The organism is Xylella fastidiosa (assembly GCF_011801475.1).
GTDB classification, from domain to species: Bacteria; Pseudomonadota; Gammaproteobacteria; order Xanthomonadales; family Xanthomonadaceae; genus Xylella; species Xylella fastidiosa.
This window is the reverse complement of the sequence record NZ_CP044352.1, coordinates 1,359,818-1,378,920: the sequence shown is the minus strand read 5'-3', so window position 1 is coordinate 1,378,920 and position 19,103 is coordinate 1,359,818. Positions and strand designations below refer to the sequence as shown.

The window sequence follows — 19,103 nt, the reverse complement described above, 5'->3', positions numbered from 1 at the left end:
GGGCAACCCGACCCGGAAACATTCTCAGTCACATTAATATTACATCCACATACACTAAGCATTGTTTCCAAGAAAAACGCGAACTTGCGAAAATACGCCCCTTTTTGTCCTGCTCATCACTCTTGCACGGATACGCCCCATCTGAGGATAGCCTGAAGTTTTTTCAAACAGCAGCAACCTTACACCGGCAGCACTCACCAACAACATAATGGCGATCCACACAAATTCGCTTCTAGAAAGACAAACAGCATCATGACGTTTGTGATGTCATATATCACGCTGCACACCCCAAATAAAAAAACAACTTGGATATAAATCATTAAAACCAAAATAAACATCTAAGAAAACACAACATTAATAATATTTTTTATAGCGATACAACACCAATATATTAATCAAAAAATAATTGCCTCAAATGTTGATTCAACATAACGATCATTCGAATGTACGCATTAGCGGGCAACTCACACTCAATACATCATGAACACATGATCGATAATGCTAACCGACTCCCTCACGAACGACAGCTAGTGAGCACATCCCCCCTCATCAACCATCTCACAGCGCAATAGCAAACCACTCAAAGGCGCTATTGGACAGCCCACATTGTCACAGCACATTTACTGTCATCATCAGCCACCATAATTAGCCAACCATCACATTAATTAATATTCAATCAAAGACACCTCATTACTGCTAATGAAGCGTTTTATTAGTGTTGGATAACCAAGCGACATCACGCACACGACATCGCGACAATTTGTCAGCAGCATAGTACCGAACTGACTCAATTTATTTCTCTACATTGACAACTTCCCCCGAGTTCCCCATGCAAGACCAGATCATTGATGCCCTTCATCGTCAGGCACATGCCGAAGCATTGAGCCTAGCCCGCGCATGGTGCGCCTCTGCACCTGGTGAGGCACAAGCTCAACGCTGGCTCGCGGCTGCCCTGCAACAATATGGTGAACACAAAGCAGCACTTACTGCCAGCGAAGCCGCACTGGCGCTCGCACCAGAACTACCAGAACTGCATCTACAACACGGACTCCTATTACTTGCACAACACGACCTATCTGGCGCCGACGCAGCACTCTCCCGCAGTACCCGCTTAGATCCAAACCAATTCAATACTTATGTCATGCAAGCACACTTGGCAATCGCACGCGGCGCACTGGACGAAGCCGAGCAACTCAGCCGCACCGCCGCACGCATCATTTCGGATCATCCGCAACTACTGGCCGTGAACGCCACAATCACACTGCATCGCGGACAAGTGGACCAGGCACTGGCCATGCTCTCGCAAGCCGTCGAACTGCTTCCTGAGGAACCAGCCGTCTTATTCTCCCTTGGCTTCGCCTATCTCCAGAAAGGACATATTGCATTCGCCGAACGCGCCTTCCAACGCGTTATCGAACTGAACCCTCACGTCATCCCAGTCCGCGCACTGATCGCCCAACTTGCACAACGCCAAGGCAGACTTGATGACGCCCTCCGTATCCTTGAAGAAGCCTTATCTTTACCTGAGGGCGACACACCAGCCCTACACCGACTCACCGGTGAATTTGAGCTCATGGCCGGAAACCCAGATCGAGCATTGCCCCACCTACGTCAAGTACTGGCAACCTGGCCAGAAGATCCACGCACCCTGGAAGCACTCCTAACTGCCTGGAAACAATTAGATATGGACGATGACGCCCGCGTCACCCTGGACGCAGCCTTAGACATCAAAAAGCGTAACCATGATCTATGGCTGGCCCGACTGTCCGTGGCCCCCGTCGGGAGCGACGAGGCACGCATTGTCATCGAACGTTGGCTATCGGCCATGCCAGAACATCTTCCGGCACTAGAAACACTGATGAGCCTACACGACATACAAAATAATCCTGAAGCCGCCGAAACCGTGGCACGGCAAATCGTGGCAATCGAACCAGGTCGGCTCAGCGGTGAACAGCGCATTGTGGAAGCACTACTACAACGCGACCCACCAGCCGCAGTAGCCTGTTTACAACAACTCATTGAAAGCGTCCCCGAACATGAACGCACCATACTCCGGCCCTGGCTCGGCCTCGTCCAAGATCGTGCTGGCCAGTTCGAAGCAGCCCTAGCAACCTGGCTGCAATTCCAAGCCGAGCAAGCCAAATACCGGCTCCCACTCCGACCACAAACCTGGACTAACTCCAAACAATGGCCCGATTTAGCAGCGATCCCAGCCGAGACATTGGCACGCCCACTGCTGATATGGGGGCCTCCAGGCAGCCACGTCGAACGCGTCACCATGATGATGGCCTGGGCCAGCAGCCTGCTGTGTGCTGACCGCTATAGCGAGACACCACCGGCAGATCCACTACAACGCTACGAAACAGTCTCGGAACTAACATCCGGCACATTAGCGCCACAGGCCTTGATTGATGCATGGCGGCAACAGCTCCCCGCACGCGGCATCGAAGACGGCAACGTGATCGATTGGTTACTCTGGTGGGACAACAGCCTACTCACAGCACTGCGTCCCCACTTACCCGAAGGCCGACTCATCATTGTGCTACGGGACCCACGCGACATGCTGCTAGATTGGATCGCCTACGGCTCACCGATACCACTGGCACTAGACTCCCTACAACACGCTGCAAACTGGCTAGGAGACATCCTGAATCAAATCGCCACCCTGCACGAACTTGACCTGTATCCACACCACCTCATCCGCCTGGATGGCATTGAAGACAATCCACAGGCATTGGCCACCACCCTGGAAAACATCTTCGGCGACCCGTTTCCGATACCCCCATCATTGGAAGCACCACGCCTGCCCGCTGGCCGCTGGCGCGACTACCGTGAAGTACTCAGCAGCGCATTCGATGCTGTTCTCTTAGCCGCCATGCGCCTGGGTTATCCCTTTGACTGAAGAGCACACCGCAAGCGTTAAGATGTCTTCTCATATTGCTTCCCAGAGGGCCCTACACGGACCTGCTGAGACTGACCACGGAAACATCACATGCATTTAATCAGTAACGACTTCAAAAATGGCCAACCCATCCCGGTTGAATGCGCTGCTGGCCAAACTGACGGCTTTGCCCCCAACCGTAACCCGCACCTAGCATGGGACAACGTTCCAGAAAACACCCGTTCCTTCGCACTGCTGTGTATAGATCCAGACGTACCGAGCATTCCAGAAACTATCGGTCGTACCGATATGGAAATCCCAGTGACACAACCACGTATTGACTTCGTGCATTGGGTCATGACTGACATCTCTACCGACCTACGTATGATTGCCCACGGCAGTTGCAGCGATGGCTTTGTGGTAGGCGGCAAGACCATGCCACCTGGGCCAGCAGGCACACACCAGGGCTTGAACGACTACACGAAATTCTTTGCCAACACCCCTGAAATGGCCGGTGATTATTATGGCTATGACGGCCCGTACCCACCGTTCAACGACCTGCGCATACACCGCTACCTCTTCCGTCTGTTCGCACTTGACCTGGAACACTTGCCCCTTCACAAACGCTTTGACGGCCCCACACTCCTGCGCACGATACAGGGCCACGTATTGACCGAAGCCACCCTATACGGGACCTACACCCTCAACCCCAAGGCCCAAGAATAATGCAGCGCTACCTTCCAGCAAGCATGCAATCCAACCCGCCTAATGAAAGTTCACAGCGCAAACATCGTACAAAACGTTCACACGCTGCCGACATTCGCAGTAACCCCATTCTGCTGCAACAATCAAAGGCGTAAAATCGCCCCTCCTACTTACCTACACACTGTCTCGGAGCGAACACGCATGGGCCTGGAACTGGTCAACGCCGGCAACAACCTACCGGAAGAAATCAACGTCATCATCGAGATCCCCAAAGACTCCGAGCCAGTTAAATACGAAGTAGACAAAGCCAGCGGTGCAATTTTCGTTGACCGCATTCTCTCCACCCCCATGCGCTACCCCTGCAACTACGGCTACGTACCCAACACACTATGCGGCGACGGTGACCCAGTCGATGTGATGGTCGTACTGCCACTACCACTGGTCCCCGGGTCTGTCGTCCGCTGCCGTCCTGTCGGTGTGCTGCAAATGAAAGACGAAGCCGGAAATGATGAAAAATTGCTGGCAGTGCCCGTAAGCAAAATTTTCTCCGGCTACTCACATATCGAAGACATCAATCAAGTCTCCGCGCACTGGCTGGAACGTATCGGCCACTTCTTCGAACATTACAAAGATTTAGAGGAAGGAAAATGGGTCGAGATTGATGGTTGGGGCAACGCGACCACCGCCAAACAGATCCTAACCAATGCAGTACAACGCTACAAAGACACTCTGCCCTGATTACACGCAACAAGGATCCGTACATACCGGGCAACCTACAGCCTCAAAGGCTGCTTCAATACATGGATTGCGTTTTAGTCTTGCCCTCTCTTCAGATCATCAAGCGGCACCGTGATAACGGTGTATGGAGCCATCCCGAACCCAGCCTACGGGATCCGGGATGAATCCATCCGCATGTTTTTCCCTTGCACCACTACAAACAGCGCAAGGCAAACGACAAGCATCAGATCACCGCCACTAAAAACATCAATACATCTCATACGAGTTCTGCAATGCCATAACCATCAGCAAAGCACCGCACATCTGTGCTACTGGAAACGCATGCAGCATCTGCATCGCCTCTCCACATCTCAAAACAAGCACATCAGTAACGACCCTGTATTCATCTCACTTCGTCTATCGGCCCATCTAGCGCAACAGTGACTCATGACCCAATCAGTCATACGAACCTCAGCCCAAAACCACTTGCATTCGAGACCACATCGCGTTCCCCAACACTGGCATATACCGCGTTCAGTCACATCAAAGACAACAGTGACGCCAACTTTTTGCCCTCAAAAAACGAGCAACCGCCAACCCAAAAGCCCAACGACTCCCACTCTGAAACCGATACATACCAAACAATGACACCAGATTAATTCTCACCCTCACATAAAAAAGAAAAAGCAACCCTTACAGCGCGGACACCAAGTACCGCCTGCCGCACTGAGAGATGCATCATCAATAACGATCAAAACAACAATGCTGACATCTTGCGGCGATAACGCCCCACCAACTCTTTGTCTTCGATCAAATAAAACGCATCAATCAACGCTTTACGTGGCAACCCATCCTTGAAGTCGCGATTCTGGCGCAGCATCTCCAAAAAATGCTCCAACGCCGCCTCACACTGCCCATCAAGCAATAAATGCACCCCAAGCAAGTGACGTTGATCAAAATCCGATGCGTCCGCCGCACACGCCCCCTGGAGCACATCCAGACTAGGCGCACCATTCAATACCTCAATAAAACGGAGCCACGCCTTAGCCCGTAACATCCGATCATCTGTAGCCAGTTTCGCAGGCAACGCATCAATGAGACCCGCCGCCTCATCAGCGCCATTCGTCTTCAGCAACGCCAACGCAAGATCAAGCTTCAGATCATTATTCTCTGGCTCAGCAACCAGTGCCTGACGCAACCGTTCAACCTCAGCCTCTGGATCCAATGGAATGGCGGGCGTGTCCTCTCTGAACGCAGCGGACCGAGCGGGAAGAATCCCATGTTTCGTCAAAAACTCACGCACCTGAGTTTCAGGCTTGGCACCTGGAAAACCATCGACCAATTGCCCATCCTTGACCAGATACACCATTGGAACCGAGCGGACCTGCAACGCCGCAGCCACTTGCTGCTCCTGATCCACATTGATCTTCGCCAGCTCAAACCCACCACGATATTCGGCGACCAACTTCTCCAAAATCGGAATCAGCGAGCGGCACGGAGCACACCAAGGCGCCCAAAAATCGACCAATACAGGAGTCTCTAAAGACCTCTTCAACACTGCGGTCTCAAAATCCGCATCAGTCACATCAAATACATGGGATTTATCGGACATAACCAAAGACTCTTCTATCAATTGATGATGATGAATTAATGGTGACACATCAGACCGATACAAGGTCAGAGGTTCACCTGATGACGGACACACACGACAATCCAATTTCGGCGCGCTGCTAATACAGCGCAGACACCAGAGGAAAAACCATGCATCTTGAAACAATCTGGCGGAGCACAGGCACGATAGCAGCAGCCCTCTTCACCGCATCGGTCACCGGCTTCGCACTCGCACTGCCAGGGTACCAACACCTGCTACATCCAGTCGCCCTACTCGGCGCACCAGGCATCCCCAACGCGAATGCATTCAACCTATTCGGATTTCTCCTCCCCGGTTTACTCGCAGCAGTCCTGGCAACCTACCTGATGACACGCCCAATGCAACATGCCAGTTGGGCGTTGCGCATCGGCATACAACTGGTGATGCTCTCAGGACTGGCTTTTGCTGCGATGGGAATCCTCCCACTGGACATAGGCGAACTAGAGGGACGTACCACCCAATACCACGCCACTGTATGGCTCCTGTGGGGGATCGCCTTTTGTACAGCCACAGCACTGCTAACCTTCGCACTGTTATCCAGACCAGGCGTGGTGATGCTGACATGGGCCACATGCATTGCTGGCTTGATCGTCGCAGCGAGCTCATTCGGACCTGCCGAACGCTTGCATCCTGGCTTGGCGCAACACATCGGTTTTGCCGCTTGGCTGCTCTGGTTAATGCTGGCAGGCTGGCGCTGGCCCACCTCATCACCCTGAAGGTCCTAACTCAACAACACGATCAGTATCCAAAAACAACACACACTCCCCCACCTGAGCACGTGCCCCCACCCATCGAATATGGAGCCATCCGCCAAGCTGCGGTACGCTGTTATGCCTTGTGCTGTTCCACGCATCCCCTCTCATGCCCACAGAAGCCAACACCTACGATCCGCAACGGATCGAATCCACCGCACAGCACTATTGGGACTCCACACACGCCTTTGAAGTCAACGAACACTCCAACAAGCCCAAATACTACTGTCTGTCGATGCTCCCCTATCCATCCGGCGCATTACACATGGGCCATGTCCGCAACTACACCATCGGGGACGTGATCAGCCGCTACAAACGCATGACCGGCCACAACGTACTACAGCCGATGGGTTGGGATGCGTTCGGTCTACCAGCCGAAAACGCGGCCATCAAAAACAAAGTGGCTCCAGCGCAATGGACCTATAAAAACATTGAACGCATGCGCACCCAACTCAAATCTCTGGGCTATGCGATCAACTGGTCACGCGAATTTGCCACCTGCCAACCCGACTATTACGTACACGAACAACACATGTTTACCCGGTTGATGCGTAAGGGTCTGGCCTACCGCCGCAATGCACTGGTGAATTGGGACCCTGTGGATCAAACCGTATTAGCCAATGAACAGGTCATTGATGGGCGTGGCTGGCGTTCCGGAGCACCAGTGGAAAAACGTGAAATTCCACAATGGTTCCTACGCATTACCGACTACGCTCAAGAATTACTAGATGGCCTGAACACACTGGATGACTGGCCGGAACCCGTCAAAACCATGCAACGCAACTGGATCGGACGATCCGAGGGACTGGAGATCCGATTTGAAGTACGCGATGTCGATAACAATGCATTAGAAGCACTCCGCGTATTCACGACACGTCCGGACACACTGTTTGGGGTGACCTTCGTCTCGATCGCTCCAGAACACCCACTTGCCCTACATGCAGCTAAATCTAACCCTGGGTTAGCCGGGCTGCTGACCCAGATGAAACAAGGTGGCCTCTCCGAAGCCGAACTAAAAACCCAAGAAAAACGCGGCATGGACACCGGCTTAAAAGCGATCCATCCGATTACCAACGAACAATTACCCGTGTGGGTCGCCAACTTCGTACTCATGGCTTACGGTACCGGCGCGGTGATGGCTGTCCCTGGCCACGACCAGCGTGATCAAGAATTTGCGAATAAATACGGCTTACCCATCCGTCAAGTGATCGCACTCAAAGAACCTAAAAACCAAGACGAATCCACATGGGAACCAGATGTCTGGCGTGACTGGTACGCCGATAAAACCCGCGAATTTGAACTCATCAACTCAGCCGAATTTGACGGACTAGACTACCAAGGCGCATTTGAAGTGCTCGCCGAACGCTTCGAACGCCAAGGACGCGGCCAGCGCCGCGTGAACTACCGCCTGCGTGATTGGGGCGTGAGCCGCCAACGCTATTGGGGTTGCCCGATCCCAGTGATTTACTGCCCCACATGCGGTGCAGTCCCTGTACCGGAAAACCAATTGCCTGTCATCCTCCCAGAAAATGTCGCATTCAGCGGCACTGGCTCACCGATCAAAACAGATCCGGAATGGCGCAAAACGACCTGCCCAGAATGCGGAGGCCCTGCCGAGCGCGAAACAGACACCTTCGACACCTTCATGGAATCGAGCTGGTATTACGCACGCTATACCTCGCCAAACGCACGCGAAATGCTCGACAAACGGGCCAACTACTGGCTACCGGTGGACCAATACATTGGCGGCATCGAACACGCCATCCTCCACCTGATGTATTTCCGCTTCTACCACAAGCTCATGCGTGACGCACGGCTCGTCGACAGCGACGAACCAGCAATCAACCTACTGACACAGGGCATGGTCATCGCCGAGACCTTCTACCGAAAAAATCCGGATGGTTCCAAAGATTGGATCAATCCAGCCGATGTCAATGTGGAATGTGACGAACGCGGCCGCATCACCGGCGCAACGCTCATCAGCGATGGCCAACCAGTACTGATCGGCGCCACCGAGAAAATGTCGAAATCTAAAAACAACGGCGTAGATCCGCAAATCATGGTGACCAAATACGGCGCAGACACCGTGCGCCTATTCTCAATGTTCGCTGCACCGCCAGAGCAATCGTTGGAATGGAACGAAACCGGAGTAGAAGGCATGGCACGCTTCCTACGGCGACTGTGGACCCAGGTACACCACCACGCCTCCCATGGTCCAGCCACCGCACTAGATATCACCGCACTGGACACTGCTCAAAAGGCAATACGATGCAAAACCCATAACACCATCGCACGCGTTGAAGACGACTACGGCCGCCGCCGCAGCTTCAATACCGCCATTGCTGCAGTCATGGAACTCTCCAACACATTAGCCCGATTTGATGACACCACCACGCAGAGCCATGCTGTACGTCAAGAAGCACTTGAAACAATGGTGCTACTACTCAATCCGATCACCCCACACACCAGCCACGCACTGTGGCAAACACTGGGCCACCCCGAAACACTGCTAGAAGATCTACCATTCCCTAAAGTTGACACCACTGCACTGGTACGCGAAACAGCGATCCTAGCAGTCCAAATCAACGGCAAACTGCGCGGCACGATTGAAGTTGCCACCGACGCACCACGCGAGCATATCGAAAACAACGCACTGACCGAACCGAACACCGCCAGATTTCTGGAAGGACTCACAGTACTCAAGATCATCATTGTCCCAGGAAAAATAGTGAACATCGTTGCCCGCTGAACCGATCGCATCTTAAGTACTGTTCACACCCACCGCATGACACTAACACTCTGTCCCATATCGGCATCTCCTCCAAGAGAGTCTCTGAAAATGATCAAATTACTTACTCCTTTCGCTGCCCTCGCTCTGATCGCTGGGCTCACTGGCTGCGACTTTCATCTGCGTAACAAACTAAACCTGCCTGGCAACCTTCCCCAATCCCCCAACACGAACCTAAACCTTCCACCTAATGTGCCCGCGTTATTGATCCAGTCCAGTATCAAATACAGCGAACTAGAGAAATTCGTGCGGCGTGGCCTCCATGCCTCAGGCGTCGTCATCGTTGACGACCCAACGGCCACCGGCATCGCACAGCTGAAGATCCTCTCCGAAAGCTGGGGAGATTTACCCACTGCAATCGACATCCAGGGACGCGCACAAGAATACAGCCTACGCTACGCGGCAATTTTCACTATGATTGATGGCAATGGAGAAGTGGTCGTGCCACAACAAGTCATCGAACTATCGCGCGACTACCTCTCCCCCCCAGTTGATGCAACAGGAACCACCACCGAACGCGAGATTTTGGCTAACGAACTGCGCCGCGATATGTCCGCCTCAATCCTGCGTCGTATCGATAGCGTCATCCGTTCACGTCTTGAAAAGAGAGAACTATTAGAACAAGCAAAACCACCCTCACCTGCAACCTCCGGCGCCTGATCAAGGCATCATGGAACTTCGCCCAGAGCAACTCGCCAACCTGCCTGCCAATCAACCCTTAGAGCCTGCCTACCTCATCGCCGGCCCCGAAACCCTACGCTTAGTAGAAGCTGCCGATGCGATACGTACGCGTGCTCGTGCCGACGGCATCACCGAACGCGAAATATTCGACGTCGAAAGCCGTGACTTCGACTGGCAACAACTTGCCTCCAGCTTCAACGCCCCCAGCCTCTTCAGCTCACGTCGCTTAATCGAAATACGCCTCCCGGGAGGTAAACCTGGTAAAGAAGGCAGTGAAGTCATCACAAGGTTCTGCGCCACCCCCTCATCAGATGTTATCTTGCTGATCACATGCAACGAATGGAGCAAAGCACACCATGGCAAGTGGACCGATGCCATCGCTCGCATCGGTAAAATCGCAATCGCCTGGAGCATCAAGCCTCACGAACTACCCGACTGGATTACACGGCGCCTACATAGCAAAGGCTTACGTGCCAACACGGATGTAATACACCGATTAAGCACACGCCTAGAAGGCAACCTACTGGCCGCCGCCCAAGAAATTGACAAATTGGCGTTATTGAATCAAGGCCCTCTCCTCGACCTGGAGACCATGGAATCATTCGTTGCCGACACAGCGCGTTACGACGTATTCCGACTTACCGAAGCGATGCTCTCCGGCCAACCCACCGCAACGATACGCATGCTCGGCAAACTGCGGGCCGAAGGTGAAGCAGTGGCAGCACTGCTGCCCATTCTGATCAAAGAACTCATCCGTACCACGACCCTGTCATGGGTCAAACATGACAACGGCAATCTAGCTGCCGAAATGAAAGCCCAGGGAATCTGGGAAACACGTCAAGCACCCTTCAAGCGCGCATTACAACGTCATACCTCACCGTACAAATGGGAACACTTCGTTGCCGAAGTCGGGCGCATAGACCGCATCACCAAAGGACGCAACGACGGCAATGCCTGGCTGTCACTCGAACGTCTCATGGTGGCAGTAGCAGAAGCAGATGCAACACGTCTGCTAGCATAACGCCCCCTTCCTGGACACCGAGCGATGCTATGCCCAGCCTGCACGTATTTTATGGCGGCACCTTTGATCCTGTGCATGTCGGCCACTTAGCCATCGCACGCGCAGCGCATGCAGCACTGCAAGCCCCTATCGCCCTGATCCCCTCCGCCGATCCCCCACATCGCCCCACACCCGGCTCCTCAAGCATGGATCGCTTACGCATGCTGCAACTGGCAGTCTCCAAGGAACCTGGATTGTCCGCAGACCCACGCGAACTACAACGCGCCGCGCGACAAAACCGATCATCGTACACCGTCGACACCCTGACCGAAGTGCGCAGCGAACTCGGCCCCAAAACATCAATTATCTGGTTACTGGGTGCTGACGCCTTCGTCAACCTGAGCAACTGGAAAGATTGGCAAATGCTACCGGAACTCACACACCTGGTCATCGCCAACCGCCCAGGCATCACACTGCAAACACAACTGCCACCCAAGATGGCTACCGTCTTCAATCATCGCTGGGTCCAAGATCCAGCCACACTACGCAAGACACCACACGGCCATCTCTGGCTATTGAACCAACACCCAAACCCAAGCTCAGCAAGCAAAGTACGCGCTGCTATCAGCGCCGCCGCCCACTGGGAAGCCGACCTCACACCTGAAGTCGCACAGTACATACGCACACACGGCCTATACGGCATCCATGACATCAATTAACCACAAGCTTATCTATAATGCCTCCCCCAACGTTCACTCGAGTTACCACGTTGACCAATCAAGCGCATCTCATCAAAACCACAATCCCCAACCCACCACCCTCGCTACCGATACTGCTATCAACCGTCCACGAAGCCGTTGAAACACTCAAAGCCAAAGACATCGTGAAGATTGATGTACGTGGAAAATCCAGCGTCGCAGACTACTTAGTGATCGCCTCAGGAACTTCCACACGCCACGTAAAATCGATCGCCGACGAAGTCGTCAAATTTGCCAAGCGCCTGAACATCGTACCGTTGGGCGTTGAAGGCAAGCGCGAAGCTGAGTGGGTATTGATCGATCTTAGCAACGTGATCGTACATGTCATGCTCCCACGCGTGCGTGAGTTCTATGCGCTGGAACGCCTATGGAGCGTCGGCAACCAACTGACATCAACCGAAAACGCCGACTGGGAAGCCCCATAGAAAAATAGGCGGCCAGACGGATCCTTCAATCCCCCCTGCCCCCACACCAACGATACAACACCGTTCGATCACCTACCCTTGTTGAATAACATGCCGATCCCTATCGCTACCAACGCAGCCGGCCACCACGTGGCAATCAACCGCCCAAGACTAAGCTGAGTCCAACCCAAGTTATTCGCTAAAAACAGCAAACCAACCAAAATCAGAATCAGTCCAGCAACAACGTTAGATTTAGATTGCATAAACACAACAAGACAAAACGGGCGCCTATCTTAGCCCCTACATCCATGATATGGCACCCTGCCCCAGCACAGCCAAACCAAAACAACCAAGTCACTCAGCCCGCTGAGGGTGGGGACAACGAAAAAATGCGGATTTCACTCCAAATCAGCCAGGCGACGCTACCCAGCCACGTCGCAATACCAGGGCGGCAACTCCTTAAAGCGAATGCCCCGCGCGCAACGCCCGTCCTCCAACCTCATGAACAACCTCAATAGCGTTTCCAGCGGCTTGCTCCACCAGGAAACAGCAGACCTTCAAAAACGTTATCGGAAAAACTTCAAGCCGCACCGCAACCAGTGCCCCAAACAAGACATCAACGCGCGCACGTTCTACTATCCACCTTGCCGTCGCCAAAACTCATCACACTGACACTGATGCCTTTCACCGTTGCTGTATAGCCTTTTCGTGGCCAACACCGGGCAGCGGCACGAAAGCAGTGGCGAAGACGTCTTGATGAAACATAAGATTCTGCGTGGCGGACGCTAACAACGTACCAACCATAGTGATGGCAGGGAGATCTTTAGGAAACACCGTTACAGTCCCGATCACCGTGGCTGAAGTGAGCGCAAGTCAAAACAAAAGCCTCTGGGCGAGTCGTACTGCTGATTCCCTACCCAGCCCAACTCGGCACCGCAAAAGAAGTAACCGCAGACGTTGCCACATCCCTAAAAGATGTGCGTATCGCCAAGCATCTAACAGCAGAAAAAGCGCAAAATCTAACGCCTACAAGCCTACAAAGACTTGATTTAAAGCACACTAAAAAACTGCATAGCCCAGAGATTCACCAAATAAAACCCACATCACCATCAAACCTCTTCAATTTACCCGACAGATAAAACACATCCCCTACAAAAACGTGAACTACGAACACTAAAAAATTCCTCTGTATTACACCTAAAAGCAACATGAGACCTTTAGACGGAAACGAGACAAAAAACACGAAATATCCGCTTTCACGCCTTCGACCCAATTGACAAAACTATCGGAAACCAACAATAGAACTCATCCAACTTGACAAAAAACGAAACACACACCTTTATTAACTTATTTTTTATTTATCTTCCCTTATTGTTAATAAGTATGATTAAGCGCATAGCAACCTCGATACTGACTCTCGGCCTCGTTGCCTGTGCATCGCAACCCTCATCCAAGCGGCTAGTCAGTACAACGACAAAAGAACCAACGAAAAAGATAGATCCCTCAAAAGTGGAAGAAACACCACTAAATCTGTCGCCTGTCCCATTAGAAATCGCGCGTAACAATTTCATACGTGATACTGCAACCAAGTACAACTTGGACCCGATATGGATCGAAAAAACCCTAGCACAAGCTCAATTTAAAGACGCAATAGTAGCGGCCATGTCGCGCCCAGCCGAGCAAGTCAAACCGTGGAACGAATACCGATCAATGTTCATCGCTCAGGCAAGAATTGACGGTGGACGTCAGTTCTTAGCCTCTCACAAGATACAACTCAAAAAAGTCGAAGCTGCTACAGGCGTACCAGCAGAACTCATCGTCGCAATTATTGGTGTCGAAAGCAGCTATGGTACTAGCCCCGGGAAATACCGCGTACTGGACGCGCTATACACACTCGCCTTTAAATACCCGCGCAGCGGCGACCCAAACAAACTCAAACGCGAAGTACAACGTGAATTATTTTTTCGCGATGAACTCGCCCAACTATTCGCACTCAGTAAAGAAGAAAACCTGGATATCACCACATTGACTGGCAGCTACGCCGGAGCAATGGGCATGGGACAGTTCATGCCCTCCAGCTATCGTCAATATGCAGTAGACGGCGATGGGGACGGCAAACGCAACCTATTCACCAACGAAGATGACGTATTCGCTTCGATCGCCAACTACTTCCTCCGAAAAGGAGGCTGGGTACGTGGCGCTCTGGTCGCAGTACCAGCCACCCTCGCTTCGGGTTACCAAGAATTCGACCCACCCGACTGGATCCCGCGTTACACCCTGACCGAATTAGCCGCACGTGGCTACCATACCTATGTGCCCGTCACAGCCGGTATCACCGCCACCCCGATCAGTCTGGACAACACCACCAGTAAAGAATACTGGCTTTGCTTCCAGAACTACTACGCGATTACCCGCTACAACCCCTCCAAAATGTACGCCATGGCCGTGTTCCAACTGTCCGAATCCATTGCCGGCCGCACACTCCCCAAAACATGAACACGCGCTGGTACTTCATAGCACTTGTATTTGACCTGATGGCGTGTAGCACCACACCACACAAAAGTGGCACATACCCATCCCCAGCCACCTCCAAAATCACCGGCGGCAAACCAACACAGACCGCCAACATTTGCCCACCGACCTCCCCATACGCACCAGCTCAAGAGCTACCGGGTACCCGCGACGGCTACACCAAAAATGGCCTGTATAAACCTGGCATCAAAGATAGCATCCCAGACAAACTCCCCGATGTCTCCTGTATCCCTGAGCCCCTTGTGGCCATCGAACCACGCTCGGCTATCGGCAACCAATCCCCCTACGTGGTATTAGGCAAATCCTACCGGGTCCTTGACGAAGCCAAAGGCTATATCAAGCGCGGCGTTGCCTCTTATTACGGAACAAAATTCCATGGCCGACTGACCTCCAACCGCGAAGTCTATGACATGTACGCATTCACCGCCGCACACAAGACACTACCACTCCCAAGCTTCGCCTTGATTACTAATTTGGACAATGGCAAATCCGTCGTGGTCAGAGTCAATGATCGCGGCCCATTTCACGACGACCGATTGATTGATCTCAGCTACGCTGCGGCAGTGAAATTAGGCTTTACTGAAAACGGACTCGCCAACGTCGAAGTGCGCGTACTCAGCGAAGACGACAACCCAATGCTCCTGGCCCGGCATGACAAACGCATCGCACCGACAACAGCAAATCCGGTGGCCACGACCATGGCCCCAATGGCAACAACACAACCACCAACCACCAACATCGCCGCCGCCGCTAAACCTGATAACCCAATCAATCACCTGCAACCACTACCAACCAATGCCCCCCTGATTGCTGCTCTTACTCCGATAGGATCTCCAACAACCATCGCAACGCGGCAACCTAAATCTCCTACCATTACAACCACAAATGCCTCCGAAACCACACCACCTAGTGAAACAACCAAAGACACTCTTACACTTACAGACTCCGCACATACCTCCAAAGTCACAGCAACCACCACCCTTGATAGCATCCTAGTGCAAGTTGCCAGCTTCACAAGCCACGAAAACGCCAGCCGTGCACTGACCCAACTGACCTCAGCAGGCATTGTCGGCGCCAACCTCAGCGCGATCGTCAACAGCGGGCGGACCTTCTGGCGGCTGCGAATTAACGCACCAAACCATGACACCGCATTGGAACTGATACGACGCATTACCCATCTCGGGTTAGGCCGTCCAGAAATCGTTGGCCTATGATCCATCAATACTGGATTGGCATATACATATGCCGATCCAGCCATCCAAAGCACACCGTCCTTGCCCGCAAACATGCGGCTACCTCATTACACATCCCCGGATCAAAACACCCAGCACGTCAACTCAACCAAAACGTGGCATGGTTAATTGCATCAAAAATACCTGCAACAACTGCGGCTCCATACACAACATAAACACCACACCAAAAGCAGCACCGGAAAGATGTGCACTATGATTAATTCCATCATCACCGCGACGCCCCATCCAAATACTATACCCAACATAAAAAACAGCATAAAAAATCGCAGGCGCAGGAATAAACAGCACAACAATTAAGGCCCAAGGCTGCAACAATACCGCGGCGAACAACACAGCCGACACAGCGCCTGAAGCACCAAGACTCAGATACTTTGGATTTTTCTGGTTCTTAATATAACTAGGCAAAATCGATACCAACAACGCCCCTAAATAAAACAAAGGATAAGTCAATAGACTCCCAGTAAGTTCGCCCATGACGGCTTCAATCATGCTGCCAAAAAAATATAACGTCACCATATTGAACAATAAATGCGAAATATCGGCATGTACAAAACCATACGTAATCAACCGATCATATTGGTGATCACGATCAATCGCCGGAGGCCAAAAAACCAACCGATCAAGCAAACGACTATTATTGAAAGCCAACCAGGACACCACCGCATTCATAGCAATCAAAATTAAAGTAATCATCAAACAGTCCAAAATGGTGAAATAACCTTACAGGCACTCGAAACGACACGCCACCAATACTCAAAAAAAAAAAATAATAATCGACGATGCAACAGCGCACCGAACAATACCAAAGCACGAAACAACACCAACCCCATAAAAAACGCAAATACTATCTCATCTCACCAAAACCACTCACACCAACACATAAAGCAACCGCACCATGACACATCATCAGATAAAAAACATCTTAACAACCAACCATAACTCACTCATTCCAAACACTCATACACACATCCACACTCACTTGAATTGACCTCGAGACCATAACCAAAACAAATATCACCCTGCACCGAGTTCAATAACACCTACCACAAGATTCACCAAGCAACAACCAACACATCACCACCACCGCATATTACCTACCACACACAAAACACAATCGAAAAAACTAAAAACAACATTCACCATCATCTGACACAACACACCAAGACCCTGATCCTACGCATACAACATCAGTTACTTTCCTTAACCTATGACGTTACCCAGCGATTGAAAGCCTCCTACACCCTCCCCGAGAAAACCCGCCATTCCCAAAAAATGTCACTCCCTGCATTGATCACCCTATATTCAAAACACAGATTTTTGAAATTTGATTATTTAGAACAGCAAAATACACACCGTGACCTATTGGAAGTTAACGCCTTTCTAATGGGAAACATTCCAACAAACGTATTCAGAACAGCACCCTTGCATCAAAACAAATCACCTAAATAGACAGTGATCTAATTGCCTGTGCTGCCATCATCGGACAGCCACACATTGATTCTGGATCACACCGATACTAGTGGGATAACTCAGATCAATTTTGACACTGATAGACTTTCCCTCCTGCAACGCTCTAAAAAACTATTTTTCCATTTTTCTCCACCCGATTCGGTTCAACGCTGATGCTTGCGGTACGAGATTGATCCTATCACCGGCCCCACCCAAAATGGAGGCAATCAAATACCCTCCTTCATCACCCACTTCGCCGCACTTCCCTACACAGAGTTTTGGTAGGTATTACGATCCATTTCTTTAAGTAATAAATTCGCTTCTATACTTTTTACTCGACCTGCTGCATCTGTCACATACGCATGGCTGTTTTAGGCTGAAAAAAACCAATTGATTATTTTGCTGACACTGATCAAACGGTGTTTATTTAATACAACTGCGTTTGAATAAAAGAGGATGTTTTTTTGTAATAAATAGATTTACAGAAATACCAACACAGATACCGCCCCATGAGGGGCACAGCATCTGTGGATTTAAATAAATCATCGCAACAAGGAATGAAATGAATGACGCATCATGCAACGCATCAACACACCTCATGTCCATTCGTAATAATCTTCACCATTTTCTCCTTCTCCTTTAAATACCCATACTGCTCCAGCGGGACACTCGTCTGCAAAGAACCAAACTCCAAACTCCATCTCTTCATCTGAAGTAGGAAATGATTTTCTAAACATCTCTACCTGTTCCTCGGTGGTGCCTGTCATAAATTTCCCCTTTTTGGCAAGTTTGAGCTCTCCCTCATCCAGTAATTTTCCTACTAAAAACAGGAAATCATTTTTTCTTTCTTCAAATGAGTCCGGATCCTTTTTTGTACCTATAATTCCATGCGCATCTTCTATATAACCCCAAAGAAAACACAAAGGCCCGCCTAACATCTCATAAATATGATCTATCTGCTGTTGCGTTAACATGTAATCACCTATCACCTAAATTTAAGTTCAACTCTTTGATCTGTAACTCCCCTCAAAGTCGGGTTCTTTTCTATATCAATCGTCCACCTGGCTTTAGTTAGTTGATCTGAAGAAGAAACAGACCTTAAACGTACAGTGGTTCCATCACTCAGTTCAGCCATATAAACCCCCGGTGTCCTCGTCTGCTTTAAAGGCACACCTCCAGTTAATTGCTGTGCATAGTCTTTAATCTGCGCATCGGTTAACGCACGCGAGTCAAATACCTTGGTTGTACCACTTTTATTACTTCCCCCTACGGAACCACGCGGTGTGGCTTTGACCTCTATCCCTGCAATCACCAACTCATTTTTTGGGTTCTTTTTATCAAGCAAAGCGGATACTTCATCCAGGCGCTTTTGCCGCTGCAGCGCGATGAAGTGACTAGCAAGTACAGTTTATTTAATGCAACTGCGCTTGAATAAAATACGATGATTTGCGGTAATGAATAGCGACACAGATACCGCCCCATGAGGGGCACGGCATCTGTGGATTTAAATAAATCACTGCAACAGGGAATAA

The 19,103-nt window shown here is 51.1% G+C and carries 18 protein-coding genes; 11 read left to right on the top strand and 7 right to left on the bottom strand.

The annotated features are described in order from the left end of the window. The first annotated feature begins 829 nt into the window (after window positions 1-829). The 3 genes from F7G16_RS06050 to ppa all read left to right on the top strand — a co-directional run bounded on the left by F7G16_RS06050 (window position 830) and on the right by ppa (window position 4,324). Window positions 830-2,902: a tetratricopeptide repeat protein gene (locus F7G16_RS06050; RefSeq protein WP_038233103.1), complete on the top strand. Its 2,073-nt coding sequence runs from the start codon at window positions 830-832 to the stop codon at window positions 2,900-2,902. A gap of 90 nt (window positions 2,903-2,992) precedes the next feature. Then, window positions 2,993-3,607 carry a YbhB/YbcL family Raf kinase inhibitor-like protein gene (locus F7G16_RS06045; RefSeq protein WP_038233105.1) on the top strand — a complete coding sequence of 205 codons (615 nt, stop codon included), beginning with the start codon at window positions 2,993-2,995 and terminating at the stop codon, window positions 3,605-3,607. 180 nt (window positions 3,608-3,787) lie between these two features. Further along, complete coding sequence (gene ppa / locus F7G16_RS06040; RefSeq protein ID WP_038233107.1) at window positions 3,788-4,324, top strand: inorganic diphosphatase; 537 nt, start codon at window positions 3,788-3,790, stop codon at window positions 4,322-4,324. 730 nt (window positions 4,325-5,054) lie between these two features. Here ppa and F7G16_RS06035 read toward each other — a convergent pair. Then, window positions 5,055-5,915, bottom strand: coding sequence for a thioredoxin family protein (locus F7G16_RS06035; protein WP_004088595.1), 861 nt, complete (start codon window positions 5,913-5,915; stop codon window positions 5,055-5,057). Between the two features lie 149 nt (window positions 5,916-6,064). Between F7G16_RS06035 and F7G16_RS06030 the strand changes: the two genes are divergently transcribed. The 6 genes from F7G16_RS06030 to rsfS all read left to right on the top strand — a co-directional run bounded on the left by F7G16_RS06030 (window position 6,065) and on the right by rsfS (window position 12,358). Continuing rightward, window positions 6,065-6,670, top strand: a complete 606-nt coding sequence (locus tag F7G16_RS06030) for a DUF998 domain-containing protein (protein WP_004088593.1) — start codon at window positions 6,065-6,067, stop codon at window positions 6,668-6,670. A 145-nt stretch (window positions 6,671-6,815) separates the two neighbouring features. Further along, the gene (leuS, locus tag F7G16_RS06025) at window positions 6,816-9,455 is read left to right on the top strand and encodes a leucine--tRNA ligase (RefSeq protein ID WP_004088586.1); all 2,640 of its coding nucleotides are present in this window, start codon (window positions 6,816-6,818) and stop codon (window positions 9,453-9,455) included. Between the two features lie 90 nt (window positions 9,456-9,545). Continuing rightward, a complete protein-coding gene (locus F7G16_RS06020; protein ID WP_004088585.1) occupies window positions 9,546-10,154 on the top strand; it encodes an LPS-assembly lipoprotein LptE in 609 nt (202 codons plus the stop codon). Window positions 10,155-10,164: 10 nt separating this feature from the next. Continuing rightward, window positions 10,165-11,196 carry a DNA polymerase III subunit delta gene (gene holA, locus F7G16_RS06015; protein WP_004088583.1) on the top strand — a complete coding sequence of 344 codons (1,032 nt, stop codon included), beginning with the start codon at window positions 10,165-10,167 and terminating at the stop codon, window positions 11,194-11,196. Between the two features lie 29 nt (window positions 11,197-11,225). After that, complete coding sequence (gene nadD, locus F7G16_RS06010; RefSeq protein WP_004088581.1) at window positions 11,226-11,894, top strand: nicotinate-nucleotide adenylyltransferase; 669 nt, start codon at window positions 11,226-11,228, stop codon at window positions 11,892-11,894. Between the two features lie 50 nt (window positions 11,895-11,944). Beyond that, window positions 11,945-12,358 (top strand): ribosome silencing factor, encoded by a 414-nt coding sequence (gene rsfS / locus F7G16_RS06005; RefSeq protein ID WP_014607331.1) that lies wholly within the window; start codon window positions 11,945-11,947, stop codon window positions 12,356-12,358. A gap of 68 nt (window positions 12,359-12,426) precedes the next feature. Here rsfS and F7G16_RS06000 read toward each other — a convergent pair whose 3' ends face one another. Both F7G16_RS06000 and F7G16_RS05995 read right to left on the bottom strand, forming a co-directional pair. Then, window positions 12,427-12,600, bottom strand: coding sequence for a LiaI-LiaF-like domain-containing protein (locus tag F7G16_RS06000; RefSeq protein WP_004086144.1), 174 nt, complete (start codon window positions 12,598-12,600; stop codon window positions 12,427-12,429). Window positions 12,601-13,021: 421 nt separating this feature from the next. Further along, a complete protein-coding gene (locus F7G16_RS05995) occupies window positions 13,022-13,171 on the bottom strand; it encodes a hypothetical protein (RefSeq protein ID WP_014607332.1) in 150 nt (49 codons plus the stop codon). Window positions 13,172-13,720: 549 nt separating this feature from the next. Between F7G16_RS05995 and mltB the strand changes: the two genes are divergently transcribed. Together mltB and F7G16_RS05985 are read left to right on the top strand one after the other, a co-directional pair. Further along, a complete protein-coding gene (mltB, locus tag F7G16_RS05990; protein WP_004088575.1) occupies window positions 13,721-14,833 on the top strand; it encodes a lytic murein transglycosylase B in 1,113 nt (370 codons plus the stop codon). Then, window positions 14,830-16,083 carry a septal ring lytic transglycosylase RlpA family protein gene (locus F7G16_RS05985; protein ID WP_011098011.1) on the top strand — a complete coding sequence of 418 codons (1,254 nt, stop codon included), beginning with the start codon at window positions 14,830-14,832 and terminating at the stop codon, window positions 16,081-16,083. The genes mltB and F7G16_RS05985 overlap by 4 nt, the downstream gene beginning before the upstream one ends. Before the next feature lie 123 nt (window positions 16,084-16,206). Here F7G16_RS05985 and F7G16_RS05980 read toward each other — a convergent pair whose 3' ends face one another. From F7G16_RS05980 to F7G16_RS05960, 4 genes are all read right to left on the bottom strand, one after another. Further along, window positions 16,207-16,815 carry a rhomboid family intramembrane serine protease gene (locus F7G16_RS05980; RefSeq protein WP_004088572.1) on the bottom strand — a complete coding sequence of 203 codons (609 nt, stop codon included), beginning with the start codon at window positions 16,813-16,815 and terminating at the stop codon, window positions 16,207-16,209. Between the two features lie 888 nt (window positions 16,816-17,703). Continuing rightward, window positions 17,704-17,823, bottom strand: coding sequence for a DNA/RNA non-specific endonuclease (locus tag F7G16_RS12745; protein WP_072866367.1), 120 nt, complete (start codon window positions 17,821-17,823; stop codon window positions 17,704-17,706). A 344-nt stretch (window positions 17,824-18,167) separates the two neighbouring features. Next, window positions 18,168-18,545, bottom strand: a complete 378-nt coding sequence (locus tag F7G16_RS05965; RefSeq protein WP_004090790.1) for a DUF596 domain-containing protein — start codon at window positions 18,543-18,545, stop codon at window positions 18,168-18,170. 11 nt (window positions 18,546-18,556) lie between these two features. Further along, complete coding sequence (locus F7G16_RS05960) at window positions 18,557-18,916, bottom strand: DUF769 domain-containing protein (RefSeq protein ID WP_004090789.1); 360 nt, start codon at window positions 18,914-18,916, stop codon at window positions 18,557-18,559. Between the last annotated feature and the right edge of the window lie 187 nt (window positions 18,917-19,103).

Bases quoted from the DNA above. Each gene is read 5' to 3' on its own strand.
- F7G16_RS06050 (WP_038233103.1), top strand. From the start codon at position 830: ATGCAAGACCAGATCATTGATGCCCTTCATCGTCAGGCACATGCCGAA.
- F7G16_RS06000 (WP_004086144.1), bottom strand. From the start codon at position 12,600: ATGCAATCTAAATCTAACGTTGTTGCTGGACTGATTCTGATTTTGGTT.
- ppa (WP_038233107.1), top strand. From the start codon at position 3,788: ATGGGCCTGGAACTGGTCAACGCCGGCAACAACCTACCGGAAGAAATC.
- mltB (WP_004088575.1), top strand. From the start codon at position 13,721: ATGATTAAGCGCATAGCAACCTCGATACTGACTCTCGGCCTCGTTGCC.
- F7G16_RS06035 (WP_004088595.1), bottom strand. From the start codon at position 5,915: ATGTCCGATAAATCCCATGTATTTGATGTGACTGATGCGGATTTTGAG.
- F7G16_RS06030 (WP_004088593.1), top strand. From the start codon at position 6,065: ATGCATCTTGAAACAATCTGGCGGAGCACAGGCACGATAGCAGCAGCC.
- holA (WP_004088583.1), top strand. From the start codon at position 10,165: ATGGAACTTCGCCCAGAGCAACTCGCCAACCTGCCTGCCAATCAACCC.
- F7G16_RS05985 (WP_011098011.1), top strand. From the start codon at position 14,830: ATGAACACGCGCTGGTACTTCATAGCACTTGTATTTGACCTGATGGCG.
- F7G16_RS05980 (WP_004088572.1), bottom strand. From the start codon at position 16,815: ATGATTACTTTAATTTTGATTGCTATGAATGCGGTGGTGTCCTGGTTG.
- F7G16_RS05965 (WP_004090790.1), bottom strand. From the start codon at position 18,545: ATGTTAACGCAACAGCAGATAGATCATATTTATGAGATGTTAGGCGGG.
- leuS (WP_004088586.1), top strand. From the start codon at position 6,816: ATGCCCACAGAAGCCAACACCTACGATCCGCAACGGATCGAATCCACC.
- F7G16_RS06020 (WP_004088585.1), top strand. From the start codon at position 9,546: ATGATCAAATTACTTACTCCTTTCGCTGCCCTCGCTCTGATCGCTGGG.
- F7G16_RS06045 (WP_038233105.1), top strand. From the start codon at position 2,993: ATGCATTTAATCAGTAACGACTTCAAAAATGGCCAACCCATCCCGGTT.
- nadD (WP_004088581.1), top strand. From the start codon at position 11,226: ATGCCCAGCCTGCACGTATTTTATGGCGGCACCTTTGATCCTGTGCAT.